13 protein-coding genes and 1 pseudogene are annotated in these 22,331 nt (G+C 61.7%); 3 read left to right on the top strand and 11 right to left on the bottom strand.

Going from position 1 to position 22,331, the window contains the following annotated elements; all coding sequences use genetic code 11:
- The 3 genes from I7X09_RS15025 to I7X09_RS15015 all read right to left on the bottom strand — a co-directional run bounded on the left by I7X09_RS15025 (window position 1) and on the right by I7X09_RS15015 (window position 10,559).
- Complete coding sequence (locus I7X09_RS15025; protein WP_124566706.1) at window positions 1-1,557, bottom strand: hypothetical protein; 1,557 nt, start codon at window positions 1,555-1,557, stop codon at window positions 1-3.
- Window positions 1,554-7,655 (bottom strand): type I polyketide synthase, encoded by a 6,102-nt coding sequence (locus I7X09_RS15020; protein WP_200317579.1) that lies wholly within the window; start codon window positions 7,653-7,655, stop codon window positions 1,554-1,556. Before I7X09_RS15020 ends, I7X09_RS15025 begins: the two co-directional genes overlap by 4 nt.
- 675 nt (window positions 7,656-8,330) lie before the next feature.
- Window positions 8,331-10,559 carry a DNA polymerase III subunit gamma and tau gene (locus I7X09_RS15015; RefSeq protein WP_200317577.1) on the bottom strand — a complete coding sequence of 743 codons (2,229 nt, stop codon included), beginning with the start codon at window positions 10,557-10,559 and terminating at the stop codon, window positions 8,331-8,333.
- A gap of 162 nt (window positions 10,560-10,721) precedes the next feature.
- On the opposite strand from I7X09_RS15015, the gene I7X09_RS15010 reads away from it, so the two are divergent.
- The gene (locus tag I7X09_RS15010; protein WP_003943791.1) at window positions 10,722-12,035 is read left to right on the top strand and encodes an ammonium transporter; all 1,314 of its coding nucleotides are present in this window, start codon (window positions 10,722-10,724) and stop codon (window positions 12,033-12,035) included.
- Window positions 12,036-12,041: 6 nt separating this feature from the next.
- Here I7X09_RS15010 and I7X09_RS15005 read toward each other — a convergent pair whose 3' ends face one another.
- The 7 genes from I7X09_RS15005 to I7X09_RS14975 all read right to left on the bottom strand — a co-directional run bounded on the left by I7X09_RS15005 (window position 12,042) and on the right by I7X09_RS14975 (window position 19,074).
- Window positions 12,042-12,413, bottom strand: coding sequence for a carboxymuconolactone decarboxylase family protein (locus tag I7X09_RS15005; protein ID WP_095969600.1), 372 nt, complete (start codon window positions 12,411-12,413; stop codon window positions 12,042-12,044).
- Window positions 12,410-14,011 (bottom strand): long-chain-fatty-acid--CoA ligase, encoded by a 1,602-nt coding sequence (locus I7X09_RS15000; RefSeq protein WP_200317575.1) that lies wholly within the window; start codon window positions 14,009-14,011, stop codon window positions 12,410-12,412. The genes I7X09_RS15005 and I7X09_RS15000 overlap by 4 nt, the downstream gene beginning before the upstream one ends.
- The gene (locus I7X09_RS14995) at window positions 14,004-14,609 is read right to left on the bottom strand and encodes an RBBP9/YdeN family alpha/beta hydrolase (protein WP_200317572.1); all 606 of its coding nucleotides are present in this window, start codon (window positions 14,607-14,609) and stop codon (window positions 14,004-14,006) included. The genes I7X09_RS15000 and I7X09_RS14995 overlap by 8 nt, the downstream gene beginning before the upstream one ends.
- The gene (locus I7X09_RS14990; protein ID WP_200317564.1) at window positions 14,609-15,970 is read right to left on the bottom strand and encodes an MFS transporter; all 1,362 of its coding nucleotides are present in this window, start codon (window positions 15,968-15,970) and stop codon (window positions 14,609-14,611) included. Before I7X09_RS14990 ends, I7X09_RS14995 begins: the two co-directional genes overlap by 1 nt.
- Before the next feature lie 95 nt (window positions 15,971-16,065).
- Window positions 16,066-17,118 (bottom strand): 3-keto-5-aminohexanoate cleavage protein, encoded by a 1,053-nt coding sequence (locus tag I7X09_RS14985; RefSeq protein WP_003943988.1) that lies wholly within the window; start codon window positions 17,116-17,118, stop codon window positions 16,066-16,068.
- 51 nt (window positions 17,119-17,169) lie between these two features.
- Window positions 17,170-18,069, bottom strand: coding sequence for a TauD/TfdA dioxygenase family protein (locus I7X09_RS14980; RefSeq protein ID WP_166811946.1), 900 nt, complete (start codon window positions 18,067-18,069; stop codon window positions 17,170-17,172).
- Window positions 18,070-18,099: 30 nt separating this feature from the next.
- The gene (locus I7X09_RS14975; protein WP_200317562.1) at window positions 18,100-19,074 is read right to left on the bottom strand and encodes a quinone oxidoreductase family protein; all 975 of its coding nucleotides are present in this window, start codon (window positions 19,072-19,074) and stop codon (window positions 18,100-18,102) included.
- Window positions 19,075-19,274: 200 nt separating this feature from the next.
- On the opposite strand from I7X09_RS14975, the pseudogene I7X09_RS14970 reads away from it, so the two are divergent.
- A pseudogene (locus I7X09_RS14970) lies at window positions 19,275-20,277 on the top strand (AraC family transcriptional regulator).
- Here the strand turns inward: I7X09_RS14970 and I7X09_RS14965 are convergent.
- Window positions 20,270-21,316, bottom strand: a complete 1,047-nt coding sequence (locus tag I7X09_RS14965) for a YeiH family protein (protein ID WP_200317560.1) — start codon at window positions 21,314-21,316, stop codon at window positions 20,270-20,272. The pseudogene I7X09_RS14970 and the gene I7X09_RS14965 sit on opposite strands and share 8 nt — an antisense overlap.
- A gap of 101 nt (window positions 21,317-21,417) precedes the next feature.
- Between I7X09_RS14965 and I7X09_RS14960 the strand changes: the two genes are divergently transcribed.
- Window positions 21,418-22,326, top strand: coding sequence for a LysR family transcriptional regulator (locus I7X09_RS14960; protein ID WP_200317558.1), 909 nt, complete (start codon window positions 21,418-21,420; stop codon window positions 22,324-22,326).
- The last annotated feature ends 5 nt before the right edge of the window (window positions 22,327-22,331 follow it).

Here is a 22,331-nt window from a genome sequence, read left to right as displayed (position 1 = left end):
CTACTTTCCGTCGATCGCCTCCAGCACCGAATCGATCAGTGACTGCGGAAGTTTCGACGGCGGAGAGATTTCCAGTTCTCCCGGAGCGCCCGGCACCGTCCAGACAGTTCTGTGCCGAGCGATCGCGAGCTTCTCCCGTGATCCGTCCGGATTGACCTTGAAGTACTCGAACTCGAGGTCGATCCCCCGCTCGTAGAGGGCAGCCAAGGACATCGTGACCAGGACGTCGTCGAACGGCATGACCTCGCGCAGATGCTCCACCCTTGTGTGCACACAACGCAGTTCCCCGAGAGCACCTCTTGCCGCCATGGCTTCACGCTGAGAACGGACGAGGAATTTGTCCCGAACCCTCGACTGCCAGATGTAATAGTTGCCGAAGTAGATGTTGCCCACGACATTTCCGTCCTGCAACGTCGTCGAGAACACCTCGGATTCGAGCAGGTACGGATTGCGCGGCACCATCGGAGCCGAGCGGATCAAGGAACCACGATCGACGTCCGTCGGTTCTGTGGGGACAGCGATGTTCTTCGCCCCCGTCGGAATCGTCATCGGCTCGATGAAATCGTGGAAATACTGCGGCATCGGCCGTGCCGCCACCACACCGTGGGAAAGGATTTCCACCCACGTCGTCTGCATCGCACTCCACCCGATATGAGTGCGCGTCTCACCGTCGACCCGGCACCATTCCACATGCAGATTGGTCGTTGCCCGGTCCGGACCGGTGAGCTCAGTGATCCAGATCGTCCCCTCGACGATGTCGTCGGTGTACAGGTTCGCATCGATGAACACCTCGGAGTTGTTGGTCACCATCCCCCAACGACCCGTCGCCATGTCCTCCACGATCTGCTTCGAGATCGGTCCGGTTCCCCTCTCTCGCAAAGCGCCCAACCACAGCGCGAAGCTCGCGAACCCCACTGATCCACCGACGTTGCACGCGTCCCGGAACCCGACGGGGAATCGGATCGACACCGCCGGATAGCCGCTTCGGGCCACCACATGCACGTCGGAGCCGTACGCCATCGGATCGAACTGCGCGAGAGAATTCGCCGACAACGGGCCGGAGTCGAACTGCGGTGCCGAGTCCTGCGCCGGTTCTTCCGCATCCTCCTCATGAGTCACGAACGCGAGAATCCGCTCCTCGTTGTCCGTCAACAGAGCTGGAAAGGTCAGAACCACCACGCTTGCCTCTGCGCCGCCGCGGAAGGTCACTGCGTCGTCCTCTCTGGCGCCCATCGCCAGAGAAACCGACATCTGCCCCGTGGCCTTTCGGATCGCCTCGGCCGCCGCCCACAACCTGGTTCCCGCACGATCGAGTGATTCGCCGCCTGCGATCAACTCGTCGAGCAGCGGAATCCGTGCCGACCCCAGAAGCGCCTTCCACTGCACGACGGTCCGGGAACGAATCGGTTCGATGTCGCACCCCTGAGGCCAGTCGCCGGCCGAACTGAGTGACTTACTGCCGTCGTGCGAGAGCGAGACATCCACAGAGGGTGGAACGTCACCGACAACGACGGGCTTTCCGGTTTCCTGCCATTCGATGGCAAAGGCATTGCTCATTTGATCACCGCATCCTCATCGAGATGAATGTTCACGGCCGCCTCGGCGATCGGTTTCTCCTGCTCGTGGCGTTCCGACTTGGTCAACTCGTGAATCCCCGGGGTATGCGCGACCACAACCCGCGGGCTCTTCACGCCCAACGCCCGGCTGTGCTGCGCGAGCTTGTCGAGAATGATCTGTGCGTCGCGCGCAGTCGGGTCCGCGATTTCCTCAGCCGTAGGACGGCTTTCGTCGTGGGAGAGAATCTGGGAGCGATATCCCTCGAGCTGCATCACCACTCGTCCGTCCTTCACCACCGCCACGTCGGCTTGCATGTGGGTCTCTGTCTGCACCTTGTCGTAGGCGTACGCAGTGAACGACCGAGCCTCGAATCGTCCGTCGTACATGTCGATTCGCGCAATGTTGACCGGAAGGCAGATCTCCCGCGGAACCATGATCTGGCCCGATTGGAGCAGGGAATCGAGGAAGTAAGGATCACCGAGGAGGTGCTGCTTACGGTCGGCCCGCGAAATGGCGCTGAAGAGGATGTGCTCGGAATCGAGGCTCGAGATCTCTTCGAGTCGGCGGAAATCGCCCTCCTGGAACAGCAACCACGAGTAAAGGTCGTCCAACGGATCGATGTCGAGCACCGGTCGCGGCAACTCCTTCTCGAACTCCGGCAGTGTTTCGTCCAGCCCGAAGATGAAGTCGGCCGAGAAATGGGGCCGCCCGTATCCGGTCCGTTCGGTGCCGATCGTGACATGCACCCGCGTTCCTGCGGCATCACGATCCTGCTCCACGACGCTTGCCTTGATCTCGACTCCGGTGCCCTCGACCGTGTCGACGACGATCGGTCGATCCAGTTTGATGTCGTCGATGCGGACGCGGCCCAGGGTCACGCGTCCGGTGACATAGGCCGCTGCCTGCGACATCGCCTCGAGTCCGAACACCGTCGGAAGCAGCGCCGATCCCTTCCAGACATGTTCGAGGACAAAGGGATCCGCCGAGGTGGACAACGTCGTCCGGGTCACCAGTTCTACCTGCGGCTCGAACGTCACGACTTGGTCGATGTATCGCGACACCGCCGGCAGAGCCGGTGCTGCCGGCGCCCAGGTGTCGAGACCGCCGAGTCGACTGGTCACGACGATACGACTCGCCTCGGGTCCGCTGTCGACCAGGCGAAGGAAATGATCCACTCCCGCAGCCGTCGAAATCGGCATGACACCCATCTTCGCGAGGTGGTTGACACTGCCCATACGGGCGCCCATTCCGGTCTCTCCCCACACGCTGTACGCGAGCGAGAACGTCCGAGCCCTCGGGTGACCGGCGGCATACCGCGCGACCATGTCATCGAGAAGCTCGTTTCCGTATGCATACCAACTGTTTCCGGGCATACCTGTGAATCCGATGATGGAGGAGAAGCCCACGAACAGCTTCAAGTCACGATCAGCGAGCGCTTCGACGAAGTTGGCTGCGCCCAGGACCTTAGGTGCAACCTCCGTGAAAGCCACAGCGCTGTCGACTCTCTCGAACCGCCGCGGAACATTCGCTCCCGCACCGTGGACGAACCCGGTTATCGGCCCCACCTCGACCTCGATCTGGGCGACGATGCCGGCCACCGCCGCGGCATCCGTGACGTTGCAGCGATAGTAGTGAGCGCTCAAACCGGCAGACGTGAAGTCCGCAAGAGTGGAGGCGATTTCGTCACCCGCTTGTCGCTGAGAGCTTCCGATCAGCACCAGTTCGGCGCCGGTCTTTCGACCGAGGGCCAGAGCACATTGGGCCATGATGCCTTTCGCGCCACCGGTCACGACCACGACATCCGAACTTCCCAACCCGCTCTCGCGGACGGTGTAGTCGCTCGAGGTGAGAACCTTCGGTTGCAGTGCCGTGCGTCCCATCTCGGCGTCGTAGGTCGCAAACACATAGGGTGCAACCGAATCCAACTCGGAGACGACGGTGGCTGCCACCTCCGCGTCCGCAGTCGAGCCGTCGAATCCTATGACGCGTACATCCAACTCGGGGCGCTCGTGATGCACCGAAGCGGCAAAAGCCGCCGCACTCGGCACGGGCGCTGGATTGCCCAACTCGACATCGATGAACTGGACCACTGCCAATGTGGTTCGCGCGCCGCCCCTTTGCTGCGCCGGAACGATCTTGTACATGTGTTCGATCCCACGGCGCAAACCGAGTTCGGTGACGGAATCATCTGTCACGCGCGGCATTACGGCAACCACGTGGTGCGCATGCGCAGGAGCACTGTCGGAGAATGTGCGAATGTCGACCCGAGCACCACGACCTCGAAGTTCGGATTCCAACCTTCCGACCAAACCGGCGTCGTCGCCGATGACGACAAACGTCGTGTCCGTGAGGTCTCGGACTCCGTGCAACGCTGTCTCGCTCCGAACCTTTTCCAGGGTGTAATCGCGAACCCAGGTGAAGCTGTCGGCTGACATACCCTTCGCCTTCGCCGGCAGCGCTCGCGCAGCCGGCTGCTGCTGCCCCGACTTCTCCTTCGCGGACCGATCGAGCACTTCGATCAGTTCACCCAGGCTGACGTTCACGAGTTCGGCCGGATCCAGGTCGCCCTGAACACCCAATCGTGTTGCCACCGTCGCGATTGCATCGGCGGCCTTGATCGAGTCCATGTTCAGGTCGTCCAGAAGGTGGAGATCGACGTCGAGAGACTCCACCGGAAATCCGGTGTCCTCCGCGATTACCTCGAGCAGTATTCGCGATACGTCCGACTGCACCGAACGCGTTTCCGGAACGGCAGAGCCGGGATTCGGTGATACCGCAAGAATCAGCGATGCTGCTTCTCCGATGGTGGCATTGGCCAACTCGGCAGGGTCGAGGTCGACAACCTCGAACTGGTGCGCAACCTTCGAAATAGCCTCTGCCGCACTGATCGAGTCGAGATTGAGATCATCGAGCAGACGCAGATCCGTCGTGATCGACTCGGCAGGGAACCCCGTGGTGTCGGCGAGGATCCTGATCAACTCACCTTCCACGGACGTCGCACCCACGACAGCCGGCACTTCCACGACCGGAACCGGAGCGGGCGTAGTAGCTTTCACTGCTGCAGATTCGTGCCCGTTGGTGACGGCCTGCGGGATCGGAGATGAAGGAGCACTCACCCCACTGCCCACGTCGGCACGAATCACGTCGACGAGGAAGGTCCCGCGCCGGCTCAGGTAATCGGCCAGCGCCGCAGCCGGATCCCCGCCGGACGTACCCAGTTCGAGCGGTTCGGGAGCAGATGTAACCGACAGCTTCGCCTCGGCCAGGTTCTCGATGAACACCTTCTGATCGGCAGGAACGAATTCACGCACGAACCGGCCGTCGAAAAGTTCGTTCCAACGAACCTGAGCGCCGTGTACGTACATCGCTGCCAGCGCGACGTTGAAGTCCTCGTCACGTCCGGACTTGGACGCAACGGGGAAGCAGCGCACGCCGTCGGTCCCATTGATCGCCTTGGTGAGCCCGGTCAGCACACGGCCGGGTCCGACCTCGACGAGCAGGTCCACCTCCTGCGAGATCCCACTTACCGTCTTGACCCAGTCGACCGGTGAGACAACCTGTTTGGTGACCAATTCGCGAAGTGCCAGTGGCGTCTGCACGCGTTCCCCTTCGACGCAGGAATACACGGTGCAAGTCAACGAATCGACTTGCTCGTCAACGGGCGCAGTGGACTTGAGCTCCCGTTCGGCCTCGTTCATCATCTCGGAGTGGAAAGCATTCGACACGGCAAGCGCCTGAGCCGACACTCCGCGCGCCTTCGCGATGGCAACCACAGCGTCGACTGCATCCTTGGTTCCCGAAACCACAGTCTGCGTAGGCGTATTCAGATTCGCGACGGTCGCGTAACCCTTTGCTTCCGCGATGATCGCCTCGGCCGTCGATCGGTCACAGGCCAGGCTCGCCATTGCGCCGTTTCCACCACCACTGACCGACATGGCCGCGCCCTTCGCCGCAGCCAAGGTGATCAGCGTCTTCTGGTCGTAAGCTCCTGCCGCGTAGAGTGCGGTCAACTCCCCGAGACTGTGGCCGGCGACGGCACTGGGTGTGACACCCAATCGTCGGAGGTACTCGAACCAGAGCAGCGAAGCCAAGGCGACGGCGGGCTGGGTGAACTGCGTCTGGGCGAGGTCCAGCTTCCACTTCGCCAATTCCGCAGCGTCAGCGCTCTTGACCGGGTTCCGCAGAATCCGCGGCGTGATCGCCTCCGCTCCGACTCCCTCCAACCAGCCGTCCGCCTTGGCCGCCAGTTCGCGTGCCCACTCGAAGCGCTCGATCAGCACACGAGCCATCTCGAGTTGTTGGGATCCCTGTCCAGGGAACAGGAATCCGATGTCGTGGCGAACGTTGTTCGAGATCGAGATCTCGTTGCTCACGACCTTCACCTGGCCGGAAGCGGGAGCGGAGTTCTCGCAGATCACGGCTAGCTGACGCATGCGTTCGGCCAACTGCGCGGGACGACCAGCCACCACTGCAGCGCGGAAGGGTGCCGTCGGCGAGATCACTCGCGAGAGCTTCGCCGAAAAGTCCAGCAGTTCGGCAACACTCAACGGAACTGCCAGATCTGCGACATCGCGCGCTCGCGTCGCCAAGTCCACGGCCGAATCCGCGGAGAGAACAAATACCTCGGTGTCCTGGTACGACGCCATCATCGTGCGGACGTCCCGCGAGGGTGTCAGCTTGCTGGACGGTGCATCAGCCGATTCGATGGCGACATGGCAGTTGATACCGCCGAAACCCATGGCTTGCGCACCGGCACGCATCTTCTCCGACGGATCTCTGATCTCGCCGTTGACAAGCGGAAAGAGTGCCGGTGCTTCGGTTGCGAACGCCGGGTTCGGGTCGGTGCAACCGGCGAGCGGCGGAAGGATTCGTTGATTGACGGCCATGGTCGCCTTGATCAGCGCAAGGATGCCCGACGCCGCCTTCGTGTGCCCGATCAGCGACTTCAGCGACGTCATGCCGATGCTGCGAGCCTCGACGGGCCCGTCCGTCTGCGCGGCTTGCTGGACGCCGGCCAATTCGACAGGGTCCCCGACGGGAGTACCAGTTCCGTGTCCTTCGACAAAGGCAACCTCGCCGGCCGCGAATCCCGCTCCCGAATATGCGCGACGGATCATTTCGGCCTGAGTTTCGGCGCGGGGCTTGGTAATTCCACCCTTGCCATCGGTGGAGATGCCCCAGCCGCGAATCGTCGCGTACACGTAGTCGCCGTCCGCCCTGGCGTCCTCGAGTCGTTTCAAGGCCACGAATCCGCAACCTTCACCCGGGATGAATCCGCTTCGGCTTGCGTCGTACACGTTCATGTCGCCACGGGTCAGTGCACCCAAACGGGCGAATCCCACCAGTTCCAAAGGATCCAGGCTGACGTCGACTCCACCGGCCAAGACGAAGTCGGCCGCGCCGGACGCCAGCTTTTCGGCGGCAGTCGCCACCGCGAGCATTCCGGACGCGCACGCACCGTCCACGACGTACCCGCCGCCGTTGAAATCGAGGTAATTGCAGATCCGGCCTGCAATCGTGTTCGACAACATCCCGGCCAGGGTGTCTTCACTCGGCTCCACCAATGGGCCTTTGTAGACCTCTTCCATCGTTTCGGCGAGAGCATCGACGACAGAAGGGTCCAACTGGCGTGCTTCGGCTGCCACAGCGAGTGCGCGCTTGACGTAAGGCCACCGCAAACGCATCGACCACATCCGGGATTCTTCACCGGTGAGGGAGTTGCCGACGATTGCGGCGCTGCGTCCGGTGGGCACCGATCCTCGGCTGTACCCCGCGTCCGTCAAAGCCCCGAGTGCTGTTTCCAGGGCCAACCAGTGCGTGAGATCTGTCGACTTGAAGGTCCGCTCCGGTATCCGGCGACCGACCCAGTCGAATTCGAAACCATCCATGAACGCGCCGCGGTCGGCGTATGTCTTGTCGACGTCGTCAGGGCTCGCGCTCCAGTAGTCGTCGAGGGACATCCGTGACTCGGGAAACTTTCGGAATTGCATCCGACGCGCGAGGACGTTCTCCCAAAATCCTTGCAGATCATGGGCTCCGGGAGACCACATGCTCATCCCGACTATCGCGATCGCGGGATTAGTTGAATCTTCAGTCATCTTACACTTCCTATTTTCACGCGCATCCACGGGAGACTCAATCGACCGAAGACTAACCACGCATTCATCGGTGTGTAAAACGCAGATTCACCTCAAGGCATAAACAAATAACAAAGGTCGCTCAGTACCATGAACGAACCACGGCAATTTTTCAGCAATCCATAGTTAGCTGTAACTTGAAGTTACTTGTTTGCTTCATGGCCGGTCAATGGCGGGTTTGAACATACGTACCGGAACCCGGCGTCACGGCGATCATCTACTCGAGATCGGCAAATAGTTAGTTGAGTACTCTCTGAAATGGCACAATGCCGAATATGTGGCCAATTCGCCGAATGTCCCAAATTGGTCGATCGCCGCAAAACAAACATCCGGCAACTTTCAATCTGGCATTCGTGACACACAGAGAATTAACAGCGGCACTCGAATGTCGATCAGACTACGAGAAATTCCAGATATTCTTCGGCGACCATCGTCCGGATCGGCATTTCGTTACACCGGAACTGAGCGAACGAATGTGCCAGCAAACCGGCCACACACAATTCAGCTTTGCCGGGCCGAGCAGGTGCGCTTTCGGCACGTGCGCGCACAAGGGAACGGCACTTATAACAATTCGATCACACAGTGGTGCTGCGACATTCCGACAGCTGTTTCACGCACACAGGCCAAGGGGGCAACTCAGCTTTCGAGGCGGCGAGCTCCGAGGACGTCCTTGAGGAGTTCCTTTGCAACATCCTCGGGATCACGTCTGGCAGTCGGATCAGCGGGCTCAGCAGCCTCCGCGAACATCTCGTCCTCGTCCTCCGGCGTTGCAGGCGGAGGAGTTGCCTCGTAGTCGACCTCCGGAGCAGGGGCCGGTCCAGGGTCTTCCGGATAGTCAGGAGCCTCAGGCGGCGGAATGTCGTCCGAATCCCCGCGCTGGGGCTGCGGAGCCTTGGGCTGCTGCGCTGCGCGCTCCTGGCTGGGGCGAGAGAATCGCGGCGCAGCGGCAGGGCGGCTCGGAGCTTCAGACGACTTGGGAGCACTCGACGCTGCCGGCGCCGTAGGTGCACCTTCTTGATACTCGACTTGCCAAGTGCCACCGAACATCTCGGCAAGGACCTCGCAGATGACCGCCGCGTTGTGCGGCTGTGTCACACGAGCACCCAGGACCGGCGAGCCGTGAGCGATGACCACGACATGTCCACGCACATCGTGAACCGTCGCCGCGGACAGCATGGCCGGAAGAACCTTGTTTCGTTCACCGACCTTGTTGCGCAAGGTGTTCCACGATTCACGGAGAGTCTCGACTGTGGGGCCTGCCGAGACCGGCGCAGCTTCTGCAACCGCCGGCTCCTCGTACTCAGGCTCGTAGTCCGGTTCCGGCTCCGAGAGTCCGATGGGCTCTTCCGCTTCGGCTGGAGCAGGAACCGGTGGTTCAACTACTGGAACTTCAACGACTGGAGCTTCAACTATTGGAGCCTCGGCAGCCGGAGCTTCAACCACTGGAGCTTCGGCAACTGGCGGATCGACGATCTCGACCGTGGGAGGCTCGACGACGGGAACTGCCGCTACCGGCGGTTCGACAACAGGAGCCTCCACAACCGGCGGCGTCGCCGCTGGCGCAGGTGCCGCTGGTTCCGGCCGTGCCTCAGGCTCGGCCTTGCGTTGCGAGGGCCGTTGGAACTTGGAAGCAATCTCCGGTTCGAGCGGCGGCACGGTCGGTGCCGGCGCTGCTGCCGCGCGAGGGGCGGCGGCAGCCGCGACTCCAGCAGCCGGAATACCTTGTTCAAGGCGCTCGAGCCGCTGCAACACGGCCGACTCGGTGTCGGAGGCCGAAGGGAGCAGCATTCTCGCGCACATCACTTCGAGCAGCAGCCGCGGCGCCGTTGCCCCTCGCATTTCGCTGAGACCAGCGTGGACGGTTTCGGCGAAGCGGGTGAGCGTGGCGGGACCAACCCGTTGAATCTGCTCACGCATCGTGACCAGCTCGGCCTCTGGCGCGTCGACCAACCCGCGTTCGCTGGCGTCGGTGACGGCCTGCATCAAGATCAGATCACGCAGACGTTCGAGGAGATCGAGCGCGAATCTGCGTGGGTCGTGACCGGCGTCCATCACGCGATCGACAGTGCCGAACAAGGCGGCACCGTCACTGGCGGAGAGAGCGTCGACTGCTTCGTCGATGAGCGCGACGTCGGTGACCCCGAGAAGAGAGAGCGCTCGCGGATACGTGACGCCTTCTTCGCCGGCTCCCGCGAGCAGCTGATCGAGGACACTCAACGAGTCACGAGGCGAACCGCCACCAGCCTTGATGACCAGCGGGTATACAGCGGGCTCGACCGGTACCCCTTCCTGGGCGCAGATCTTTTCCAGGAGTCCGCGCATGGTCGACGGCGCCAACAGGCGGAACGGATAGTGGTGTGTACGCGAACGAATGGTCGGGAGAACCTTCTCCGGTTCCGTCGTCGCAAAGATGAAGATGAGGTGCTCCGGCGGCTCTTCGACGATCTTGAGCAGCGCGTTGAAGCCCGCCGCCGTCACCATGTGTGCCTCGTCGATGATGAAGACGCGGTAGCGAGAAGCGGCGGGTGCGTGGAACGCCTTGTCTCGGAGTTCTCGGGTGTCGTCGACGCCACCGTGACTTGCGGCGTCGAGTTCCGTCACGTCCAGGTTGCCTGTGCCGCCCGGGCCCAGCGAAACGCACGAGTCGCACACGTCGCACGGCGTCGATGTCGGTCCCTGCTCACAGTTCAGCGAACGCGCCAGGATTCGCGCCGACGACGTCTTTCCACAGCCGCGCGGGCCGGAAAACAGGTAGGCATGGTTGATGCGTCCGGTGTCGAGGGCCGTGCTGAGCGGTGCGGTGACATGCTCCTGCCCCACCACCTCGGCGAAGGACGCGGGTCGATACTTCCGGTACAGGGCCACGCGCAAAGACTACCGGCGACCCACGACAGGTGGTCCGGTGCGGGTGCACCGTCGACTTCTCCCGAAACATGTTCGCAACACAATCGCAGTGCGGAGGAAACCGCGCGCACTCATCGTGGGTTCCGTGCACGCGGGCTGGTCCGCGTGCGTGAGGAGAAGACTGTGCCCGCCACCATCGATGCCGGAGCAACTGCCTGGTTGCTCGTCAGTACTGCACTGGTACTTCTGATGACGCCAGGACTCGCGCTGTTCTACGGCGGCATGGTCCGCTCGACGGGCGTACTCAACATGATCATGATGAGCTTCGTCTCCATCGCACTCGTCACGGTTGCGTGGTTGTTCGTGGGCTACAGCCTCGTGTTCGGCGACGATCACGGTGGCATCATCGGCGGACTCGAGCACATCGGCATGGCGGGCATCGACCCGTCGACCGTGCACGGGAACGTTCCGGAAGTGTTGTTCGCAACCTTCCAATTGACGTTCGCAATCCTTACTGCAGCACTCATCAGTGGTGCGATCGCCGACCGCGCGAAGTTCTCCGCTTGGATGATCTTCGTCCCCATCTGGTCCTTGCTCGTCTATGTCCCCGTCGCTCACTGGGTGTGGAATCCGCAGGGATGGCTCGCCCAGATGGGCGCACTCGACTACGCCGGTGGCCTCGTGGTCGAAATCGTGTCCGGAGCGTCAGGCCTGGCATTGGCACTGGTCCTCGGCCAGCGAATGGGTTTCAAGGCCGAGTCGATGCGTCCGCACAATCTGCCGTTCGTCCTGCTCGGTGTCGGCCTGCTGTGGTTCGGTTGGTTCGGATTCAACGCCGGGTCGGCCCTTGCGGCCGACGGTATGGCCTCGCAGATCTTCCTCAACACCCTCGTCGCCGGCTGCACCGGACTACTCGGCTGGCTGTTCGTCGAGCAGAACCGTGACGGACACCCCACCACATTCGGCGCAGCTTCGGGCGTCGTCGCCGGTCTGGTCGCGATCACCCCGTCGTGCGGAACGGTGAACATGTTCGGTGCGCTCGTCATCGGTCTGATCGCCGGCATCGTCTGCTCGTACGCCGTGGGATGGAAGCACAAGCTCGGCTACGACGACTCCCTCGACGTCGTCGGCGTGCACCTCGTCGGTGGAATCGTCGGCTCGTTGCTGATCGGACTCCTCGCGACGGCCGTGATGACGGGCGGTCCGGAAGGTTTGTTCTTCGGCGGTGGATTCGCGCAGTTGGGCAAGCAGTTCGTCGGTGTCGTCGTGGTCGCGCTCTATGCCTTCGGTGTGACCTACGGTCTCGGAAAGCTCATCGACAAGACCTTCGGCTTCCGTATTTCGCGTGAAGACGAGGCCCGCGGAATCGACGTTGCACTGCACGCGGAGTCGGCCTACGAGCACGGAGTCCTCGGCCACGGTCCGATCGGTGGACAGAACCCCAGCCCGTTCCTCCAGCGTCAGCGTGAGGAACGGGAGAACCGCGAGCGGGACTGACCGCCCTCACCGGTTCGCGATTTCCTCCATCAGGATCGGAACGCCGACATTGCAGGAATGAATCCCGACGACGGTGGTCAGTTTCAGCACCTCGAGAATCTCCTTCGGGGTCACTCCCATGTCGAGCGCGGCGCGAATATGGCGTCGTACGCCGGGCGCGTACATGTGTGTGCTCGCCGCATCGACGGCTATGCACAGCAACTGGATCACCTGAGGTGACAGCACCCCACTGTTCCAGGGCTGCATCGCTGTCGTCATGTACAGCTCGGTCCACTCGGGATCCAGCTCCGAAAGGCCGTCCCACAACGGATTCCAGCCACCTGAATCCTTCATGGCCTGGGTGACGGGAAATGCTTCACTTGCTCGAACGTCAGTCATCGATCTCCTCCGGCCATCGAAAATTCTTGATTCAGTTCATGTTTGAGAATCTTTCCGGTTGCCGTCATCGGCAGCGACGGCACGAACTCGATGCGGCGCGGATATTTGTAGGCGGCCATCTGTTCCCGCGACCATTCCACGAGATCCGATTCGGAGATCTCTTCACTCGGCTCTCGGATCACGAACGCGACAACTTCTTCGCCGAGGCTCGTGTCCGGCACCCCGACGACAGCGACGAGTGAGACGGCTGGGTGGGTGAGCAGAACCTCTTCGATTTCGCGTGGGTAGACGTTGAATCCGCCCCGCACGATCATGTCTTTCGCACGATCGACAATGTAGTAATTTCCGTCGGTATCGACCCGTGCCAAATCCCCGGTGCGAAACCATCCGTCGCACATGACTTCCGCCGTCGCCTCGGGTCGGTTGAAATAGCCCTTCATGACGTTGTGCCCGCGAATGGCCAACTCGCCCACTTCATCGGGGCCGGTGATCGTGTGCCAAAAGTCATCGACAAGCCTCGCTTCGACACCCCAGATCGGCACGCCGATCGAACCGGGCCGGGGGTCACTCTCGGGGTCACTGAACAAGGCCAGCGGAGAGGTCTCGGACAAGCCGTATCCTTCGAGAATCTGAACACCGAAGCGTTCCTTGAACTGTGTCAAGATTTCGACGGGAAGCGCTGCGCCACCGGAGATCGCGCACCGCATGTTCTGTGCAACGGTCTCGACATCCACCCCGAATTCCACTACCTCGTCCAGCACGCCGAGCAGTCCCCAGTACATGGTCGGGACGCCCGCGAAGACCGAGATCTTTTCGCGTTCCATGATCTCGAGTGCCGCGGTCGCATCGAAGCGCGGCATCAACACCAAGGTGGCACCGACGCAGATTCCCGCATTCATGGTCACTGTCTGGCCGAACGAGTGGAACAACGGCAAAGTCAGGAGATATCGCTCATGCCTGGACGGAACGCTCTCGAACAACCGGTTGGTCGACAGTGCGTTCAAGACCATGTTGGAGTGAGTGAGTTCGGCGCCCTTGGGCTTTCCGGTCGTGCCGCTGGTGTAGAGAATGACCGCGGTATCCGTCGGTTCACGAACAACCGCGGCTGCAGGCGTTTCCGTGCCGGACACGGATGCCAGTGCTTCGCCTAGAGTCTCGACTCCGAGGATCGACGACGGTGCACCCGGTTCGGCACTGATCACGATCAAGGACGAACATCTCTCGCTCTGCTCGAACCCGGCGATGGCGTACTCGGCGATCGGCAATTCGGTACTTCCCTCGAAACAGAAGTACAGCTTCGCTTCCGAATCAGCCAGGTGATAGGCGATTTCGCGTCCCTTGAGAAGAATGTTCAGAGGAACGACGACGCCGCTGGCCTTGAGAATGCCGTAGTAGACGATCGGGAACTCGAGGACGTTCGGGCAGGACAACGCTACCTTGTCACCTGGCTCGACACCCCGCGAGACGAGCAGATGGGCAATGCGATTCGAGTAGGCGTCGAACTGCGCATACGTCAGCCTCGCTTTCCCGAGCACCAGCGCGTCCCGTTCCGGGTATCGCCGGGCCGAGTCTTCCAGCAGAGTCGCAAGGTCAAGCATGACTGTGGTCCTCCTGCTCCACGGGATCCACTAGCGACGCCGACTCGAGCAGTTCCCACACCAACGATTCCGCCCGCGGCCAATACCCGTATCCGGATGCCGGATTGAGATATCCGACCTCACCCAGATCCAGCAACCGACTCCCCCATCCTTCAGCCAAACCCACAACTCGGCGATATCCGGCGAGCGGATCGTTCCGGCTCGCCGCGACCGTGCTCGGAAAAGGCAGACGCTGACGCGGTATCGGTAGCCACCCGTTCCGGTCGAGCTCCTCGAGCGACGGATAGGACTCGGGCAGCGGAAGTTCGAGATCCGCCGGCGTGACCAGTAGTGCGCCGGCAATCTCTGAATAATGCGCCCTCGCCCAGTGAGCAACGGTCATGACTCCGGCGCTGTGCGCGACCAGGACCACCGGCCCGCCAACACTTGTCAGCACCTCGTCCAACGCCGCAACCCTTGCATCGCGGCTGAGCTTGTCGGTCTCGAGGGGAGGAACCGTCAGAACATTGTCGAGCCTGCGCGCGAGGTGAGTCTGCCAATGATCCTCGACATGATCCCGCAGACCGGGAACCATTACTACCGTGGTTGATTCATTCATCATGAACTCCGAACGTCTGTTACTTCAGTGGCGCCGAGGCTTTCGGGCCCCTTCTGCAATGTCGCCAGCCGCCTCATTCCCGCCGGGTAGGCTCGCTTGCCCGCAATCAGCGCGAGGGCCGCGACGACATAGACGAAGGGTGAAAGCTGGAGCGCGCCGAGGAGGCCCAGGTGGTCGGCGAGAATGCCGACCACGAAGGGACCGAGAGCCAGTCCCAGAAGGTTGTTGGCAACGGTGAGCGTGCCCATAGCCGACGCTCGAATCGAATGATGGGTGAGGTTCGCGACCATCGCCGCTGTCGGCCCCGACGAACCGGCGGAGAAGAACGCACCGATACCGAGCAACACGAGTTGCGCTGTCCCCGTGCCCAACCGGAGCCCGATACTCAGCGTAACCAATGAGATGGCGCAATAGACGATGGCGGTGGTCCATTTCCGCGCCGAATCGTCGCGGCTGAATCTGTCTGTGATGAAACCACAGACCACCATCCCGCTCCCGACCAGGAGGACGAACACGGAAGCCGTGACGCCGGCCTTGTCCGGGGCCAAATCGTAGTAGCGATTGAAGAAGCTCAGCAACCACGCCAGAAGTACAGCGGCGGTGAACATCTGGAGACCGCCACCGATGTAGGCGAACAACACGGCCGGATTGGTGAACAGCGATGACACCGGCGCCCGGAAACCCTCGTGTCTCGCCACTTCCCCGGCAGCATCCGGAGCGGCCTCGACGGCATAGGCAGTGAGTTTCTTCTCGGTGACGAGTGCACGGAAGAGTGCAACCAGGATCAGTCCGAAGATCGCCATGGCAGCAAAAGACCACCGCCAACTGAACTGAACTGCGATGAACCCGCCGATTGCCACACCGATGACCGAACCGAACGATCCACCCGCCATGAAGGCACCGGCAAGAGCTGCGTGCACGCGGGGCGCAAATACGCTGAGCACCACGGCGATACCCACACTGCCGTACGCCGCTTCACCGACACCGACCAGGAACCGGGCGCCCAACATCTGCTCGTAGGTCTGAGCAATTGCGCACAGCAACGTCGCGACACTCCACAACACCGCCATCAAGATCAAGCTCTTGACGCGGCCCCAGCGGTCCGCGAGCAGCGACAACGGGAACGTCAACAGCCCGACCATCAATGCCACCACGCTGCTCAGGGAGGCAAGGTGCGAGTCGGAAAGATCCCAGTCCGCTTTCAGTATCGGGAAGACCGCACTGAGCACCTGCCGCGACATGTAGTCCGAGAGCAGAAGACCGAAGGCCAGGGCGAAAACGATCCACGGGTAGAACTTTCGTCGTCCACCGATTCCGAGCGCGGTGTCCACACGTGACGTGGCGGGAGCTTGCAATCCCATGACTCTCCTAGGAGTACTCGAGGTAGACGGGGCTCCGGGGGTACGAAACCGATGCGGTTCGTACCCCCGGAACTGTTGTACGAGAGGGGGCGAACTCAGGCGTGCTGCGTGAATCCCAGCTGGCCGATACGGCGGTTGGGTGCATAACCCAGCTTCGCCAACGTCTCGTCGGTGTCGGCATACGTCTCACCGATCCGGTAGATGTCCCGAGCTTCCTTCGCGGTCGCCACCTCACGGCCCAATTCGCCTGCAATGCGCACCAACTGCTCGATCTGCTGCACCGATGTCATCTTCTCGCCCTTGCGGCCCCAGATGGTGTCCTCGTTGCCACAACGAGCGTGCAGGCCCATCGCGATCGCCATCGTGTTCACCGGCAGGACGCTACGCATCAGCGTTTCCAGCGTCAGGCAGGCACCGTCGGGAACCCGCTGGACGAAGTTCATCATGTTGTACGGGTTGGGGCCGTCGAAGCCGCCGCCGATTGCCACCCACGTGAGGTTGACCGGGCCGGTGTAGATGCCGCGTCGGATCAACCGCTCCACCGTTTCGAGCTGCGGAATGCTCGACAACTGGAAGTGCGGCTGGATTCCGGCGGCCTGCAGCCGTCGCAGGTGCTCTGCCACCCACTCCGGACCGGCGGGCACGGTCATTTCCCGATACGTGTCCGCCAATTCCGGACGTTGCATCGACGTACCCGCGATGTCGTCGTCGGTCATCAGTTCCATGATGTTCATCTGGCTGGTGTTGATCGCGATCGTCACCTGATCGGGAGCCGGCTCCAATTCCGCAAGCATGTGGCGCACGTCGTCGGACAACCACTTCGCATCGGCGCCTTCCCCCTCCGGGGCAAACGAAATCGAGCCGCCGACCTGCAGAATCATCTCGGGAACGGCCTCACGCAGGCGGCCGAGAAGCTCGTTGAACTTCGACAGACGCTTCGAGCCCTTGCCGTCGAGTTCACGCACGTGGATGTGGAGAACGGTGGCACCGGCGTTGAAGCAGTCGACGGCTTGCTGGACGTGCTCGTCCATCGACAGCGGTAGGTCTTCCGCAAAATCGTCCGGCTCCCACTCCGGTCCGTAGGGAGCAACGGTGATGACAAGCTTGTCCTGGGTTTCGGGGAACAGTGAATCGTCGTGGAAATGCATAGCGTGACTCCGATCGAGTGAATGAATTTTCTTCGGGGCTGGGAAGAGAGATCAGAACGGTGCGTCGCCGACGATTCCGGCGCGCTCCATCTTTCGAACAGCAGGCCAGTAGTCCTGCACCGCGTAGTGCTGTGTCGAACGGTTGTCCCAGATCGCGACGCTGTTCTCGGTCCAGCGCCACCGAACCTGGTACTCGGGAATCTGAGCCTGGCTAGCCAGGTAGGTGAGCAGATTCCCGGCGCCGGGGGCGTAATCGATTCCGTAGCGGACGTTCTCGGGCGTGTGATAGTTCACGAGGTGTGTGGCGAAGGAATTGACGAAGAGAATCTTCTCGCCGGTCTCCGGATGTGTTCGTACCACGGGGTGTTCGGCGTCGGGAAAGCGTTCCTTCAGCTGGTGCCGCTGATCGATCGGCATCCGAGCGCCGAAGGTCGACTCGATACTGTGCCTGGCACGCAGATCCTTGATCTGGTCCTTGACCCGCGCCGACAGATTCTCGTAGGCGAGTGCCATGTTCACCCAAATCGTGTCGCCGCCGACAGGAGGTGTTTCCACACAACGCAATACACATCCCATGGGCGGGTTGACGCGCCAGGTGGCGTCGCAGTGATACGCATTCTCGAAGTGCTCCGGCGGGCTGTCCAGGTCTTTGTAGATGCGGACCAGACCTGGGTGGTCGGGGTCGCTGCCCAGGGCCGGATGATCCTCGAGTTCACCGAATCGCTGGGCAAGTTCAACGTGCTCGGCTCTGGAGAAGTTCTGGTCACGAAAGAACAGAACCTTGTGTTCGAGCAACAATCCCTTGATTTGGGCAAAGAGTGCATCATCTCGCGCGACCTCGCCGAGATCCACCCCGGACAACTCTGCCCCGATCGAACAGGTCAATTTCTCGACGCGGATCGTACTCGTCGACGAGGGAAGGTTTTCTGTCAGCGTTGCGGTGTTGGTCATGACAATTCCTCTTGGAAGTGCTGTTTCGGTTCAGACGGAGAAGACGGAGGAACCGATACTGCGACCGGACTCCATGTCGTGGTGCGCACGCACCGCATCTTCGAGGGGGTATCGCTGGTTGATCTCGATCTTGATTCGCCCGGACTCGACGTGGGAGAACAGTTCTCCCGCCAGTTCGGCACGTTCTTCGGGATCCGCGATGTAATCGGCAAGAGCCGGACGTGTGAGGAAAAGAGATCCCTTGACTGCCAACTGCATTGCCTGAATCGGCGGAGTCGGTCCGGAGGCCGTTCCGAAGCACACCAGCAGCCCGCGCCTGGCAAGGCAATCGAGTGAGATGTCGAAGGTGGATTGCCCGATACTGTCGTAGACAACCGGCACGCCGACGCCCCCGGTGATCTCCTTGACACGTGCGACGACGTCCTCGCGGGTGTAGATGACGACTTCATCGCACCCGTGCGCTCGGGCGACGCTCGCCTTCTCGTCGCTCGAAACCGTGCCGATCACTTTGATTCCCAACAGTTTTGCCCACTGGGTGAAGATCAGTCCGACACCACCGGCCGCAGCATGCAGCAACACGGTGTCCCCCGCTTTCAACGGGTAGATGCGACGCAGAAGGTATGCGGCAGTCAACCCTCGCATGGTCATGGCGGCCGCGGTGCCGAAGGCAATGCCGTCGGGAAGCGCGATCAGGTCGGACGACGCCATGATCCGCTCGGTGGCGTACGCACCCAGCGGACTGCCGGTGTAGGTCACGCGGTCCCCCACTGCAAAATCGACGACTCCCTCGGCGATCTCTTCGACCACGCCGGCACCCTCAACGCCCATCCCGGCAGGCAATTGCGCAGGGTAGAGGCCGCTTCGAAAGTAGGTGTCGGCGAAGTTCAACCCCACCGCTTCATGGCGAACTCGAACCTCTCCGACGCCCGGTCGCCCTATCTCGATCTCTTCCCAACGCATGACGGACGGTGTGCCGATCTCGTGGAACCGAATGGCGTTTGCCATCGATGCTCTCCAATTCTGTGGGCGGACTCGACTCGATTGCGGTCGAGCTGCATTCGTACGCAACAACTTCCAGAAGTCGGTGCTCGACTTCGCGGTCGTGCCGAACTGATGTGACCAAAACTATGTGAGATCCGGCTCACATGCTTAACTTGACGAGACACGCAACACAACATTTCGGGACATCGAGTAAAGGAGGCCCCATGAAGCCACTCGCCCGTTACGCATCACTGAACCGCTACGTCGACCTGTGCCGAACAGTGGACGTCAACGCTGTGGCCCTGATGAAGTGTCGGCCTGAGCCCGGCAAGTCTGGCGAACCCGGACCAATGGGTACCGGCCGCCTCCATCGCATCGCTCCTGGAGCGATCGGCAGCGGAGTCCGGACACGAAGACTTCGGGCTTCTACTCGCCGGCCTGCGTCGACTGTCCAATCTCGGTCCCCTCAGCTTGGTCATCAGGGAAGAACCAGACGTCAGGAGCGCACTCGACGTATTGATGCGATACGAGCACACGTACAACGAGTCATTGCGCATCCGATTGAACGAGGTCAACGGACTCGCCACCCTGCGAATCTCGCTCGAGGTCGGCGAGCCGGTCGACACCAGACAGAGCGTCGAACTCGCAGTCGGCGCGACGCTGCAGATCCTGCGAAGTTTTCTGGGTTCTCGATGGCATCCGGTCAGCGTGGGATTCACGCACAATGCCCCGAAAGATACGAGCACGCATCGACGAATCCTCGGCGACCCCGTGGAATTCGATCACGAATTCACCGGAATCGTTTTCTTCGCCGCCGACCTGGATGCGGCAAACCAACTGTCCGACGAGTTGCTCCGGCCGTACGCTCGCCAGTTCCTCGACTCACTTCCCGCATCGGAAACCTCCGACACACTCAGCCGCACCAAGGAATTGATCGAAGTTCTGCTTCCGACCGGCCGCTGCTCGGTCGAGCAGGTAGCACGAAGCCTCGGATTCGACCGGCGGACACTGCACCGCCATCTCGCCGAATCCGGAGATACGTTCACTGCCGTTCTCAATTCGGTCCGAAGCACCCTCGCGGAACGATTTGTCGCCAATCCTCGCTATTCTTTGACCGAAGTGGCGGTACACCTGGGGTTTTCGACGCAGGGTAGCTTCTCGCGCTGGTTTCGCACTCAGTTCTCGATGAGCCCGAGCGCATGGCGGGCTCACCGCTCGATCAGCTGACCAGCACGACTCCGACGTAGGCGATCGTCGCCACCCACACGGTGGAAATCGCGGCCAGCACGAATGGTCGGGCACCCACGCCACGAATGACGCTCAACCGCACTCCCAACCCGAGAGCGAACATCGCAGCAGCCAACAGCGCCGTCTGCACAGTCTTCGCCAATCCGAGAAACTCATTCGGCAATATTCCGGTGGAGCGCAAACCCATGCAACCGATGAATGCCACAACGAACAACGGAATCAGCGGGGGACGCTTGGTGGCAGTGTTGTCGACCATCGTGCGTTGCCGGATACTCAGAAACGCCATGACCGGCGCCAGCATCAACACGCGCGCAAGTTTCACGACGGTCGCGACACCCAACGCGGTGGCGCCGAGAGCGCTGCCTGAAGCCACTACTTGCGCGACTTCGTGGATCGACCCACCGGCCCACATGCCTGCGCCAATCTCGCTCATACCGAAAGCATTGGCCAACAATGGGATTGTCGGAATCATCAGAGTTCCGAAGATCACCACCAACGCTACGGCGGTCAGCAACTCTTCCTCCCGCGCATTCACAACACCGTCTGCCGCAGCCACAGCGGCAGCGCCACAGATCGAGAAGCCGCAGGCAATCAGAATCCTCTGCGACCAACTCAATCCCAGAAGCTTTCCGGCATACATGGTCCCGGCGATACCGAGGAACACTATCGCCACCACAACCGCGATCACTCCCCAACCCAAACCGATGATGTCGGAGAACATCAATTGCAGCCCGAGCAGAGCGATCCCGACCCGAAGTAGTCGTTTCGCCGAGAATGCCAGACCAGGTTGGAGTTTTGCCGGCAAGGCAACGGTATTCGCCAACGCCGCACCCGCGACAATCGCAATCAGCAGCGGACTCACGGCGGAGGTGAACCGACCGGCTACCAGTGCGACCGCAGCCCCCAAGGCGCACAACGCAACTCCGGGCGTCAATGCGGCGAGGTTCGACCACCGTCGCACTTCTGACGAAGGGGCGACTGCGGGTTTCTCGGCCACGGACTTCACATCACGGTTCACCCATCCAGAGTCCTTCAGCCATCATCGTCCCGGTAGGGCGAGTTCCACCACGACGGCATATCAGATCGATATGGAAAGGGTGCTGGGTATAGCCTGTCTGCATGACCAGAAGGTGGCCCGACCTCACCACTCTCGAGCTACTTGTCGGTATCGACGATCATGGAAGCCTCAGTGCTGCAAGCCGTCTGGCTCACATCGCACAGCCGAATGCCAGCCGCGCCGTCAAAGCCCTCGAGCGGCAGCTCGGGATGCCACTCATACACCGAAAGTCGACGGGGGCAACCTTGACTCCGCAGGGGACCGTCATCGTCCACTGGGCGCGCCGCGTCCTCGCCAACTCGAGGCAGCTTCTCGACGTCGCCGAAGGGATGCGGACCGAACGATCGGCGGAATTGACCGTCTGCGCCAGCATGACCGTCGCCGAACATCTGATCCCGGCCTGGCTCGGCGTCTTTCGATCGCTGCATCCCGGTGTCACCGTCCACCTCCAGGTCTACAACTCGACACGCGTACTCGAAGCCGTCGAAGTAGGAATGTGTGACCTCGGATTCGTCGAGTCCCCGACCGCTCCGAAGACCCTGTCCAGCGTCACCGTCGCGCGTGACTCGCTGGTCGTGGTCGTTCATCCGGACCATCCATGGACGCGTCGACGAAAGCCCCTGACCGTCGCCGAACTGGCAGCGACACCGCTGCTGGTGCGTGAGCCCGGATCGGGAACGAGAACAACTCTCGACCTGGCGTTACACGAATACGAGCGCGGTGCACCGTTGTTGGAACTGGGTAGTTCGGCCGCGATTCGAACCAGCGTGCTCGGTGGCGTCGGTCCGGCGGTACTGAGCACGCTGGCCGTCGCGGATCAGGTGCAGAAGGGAGAGCTCCGGGTCGTAGCCGTCGAAGGCTTGGAGCTCGACCGATCCCTGCGTGCAGTGTGGCGTCCGCCGCGTCAGCTCGAGGGCCCCGCAGGCGACCTGATGAAAGTAGTGCGTGCGAGCGGGCCCCGGAAATCCTGAAAGCG

Origin of the sequence: Rhodococcus sp. P-2, assembly GCF_016598535.1 — a bacterium.
Classification (GTDB): Bacteria; Actinomycetota; Actinomycetes; order Mycobacteriales; family Mycobacteriaceae; genus Rhodococcus_F; species Rhodococcus_F baikonurensis.
Note: the sequence above shows the minus strand (reverse complement) of the source record. Positions and strands in the feature narration are given on the sequence as shown.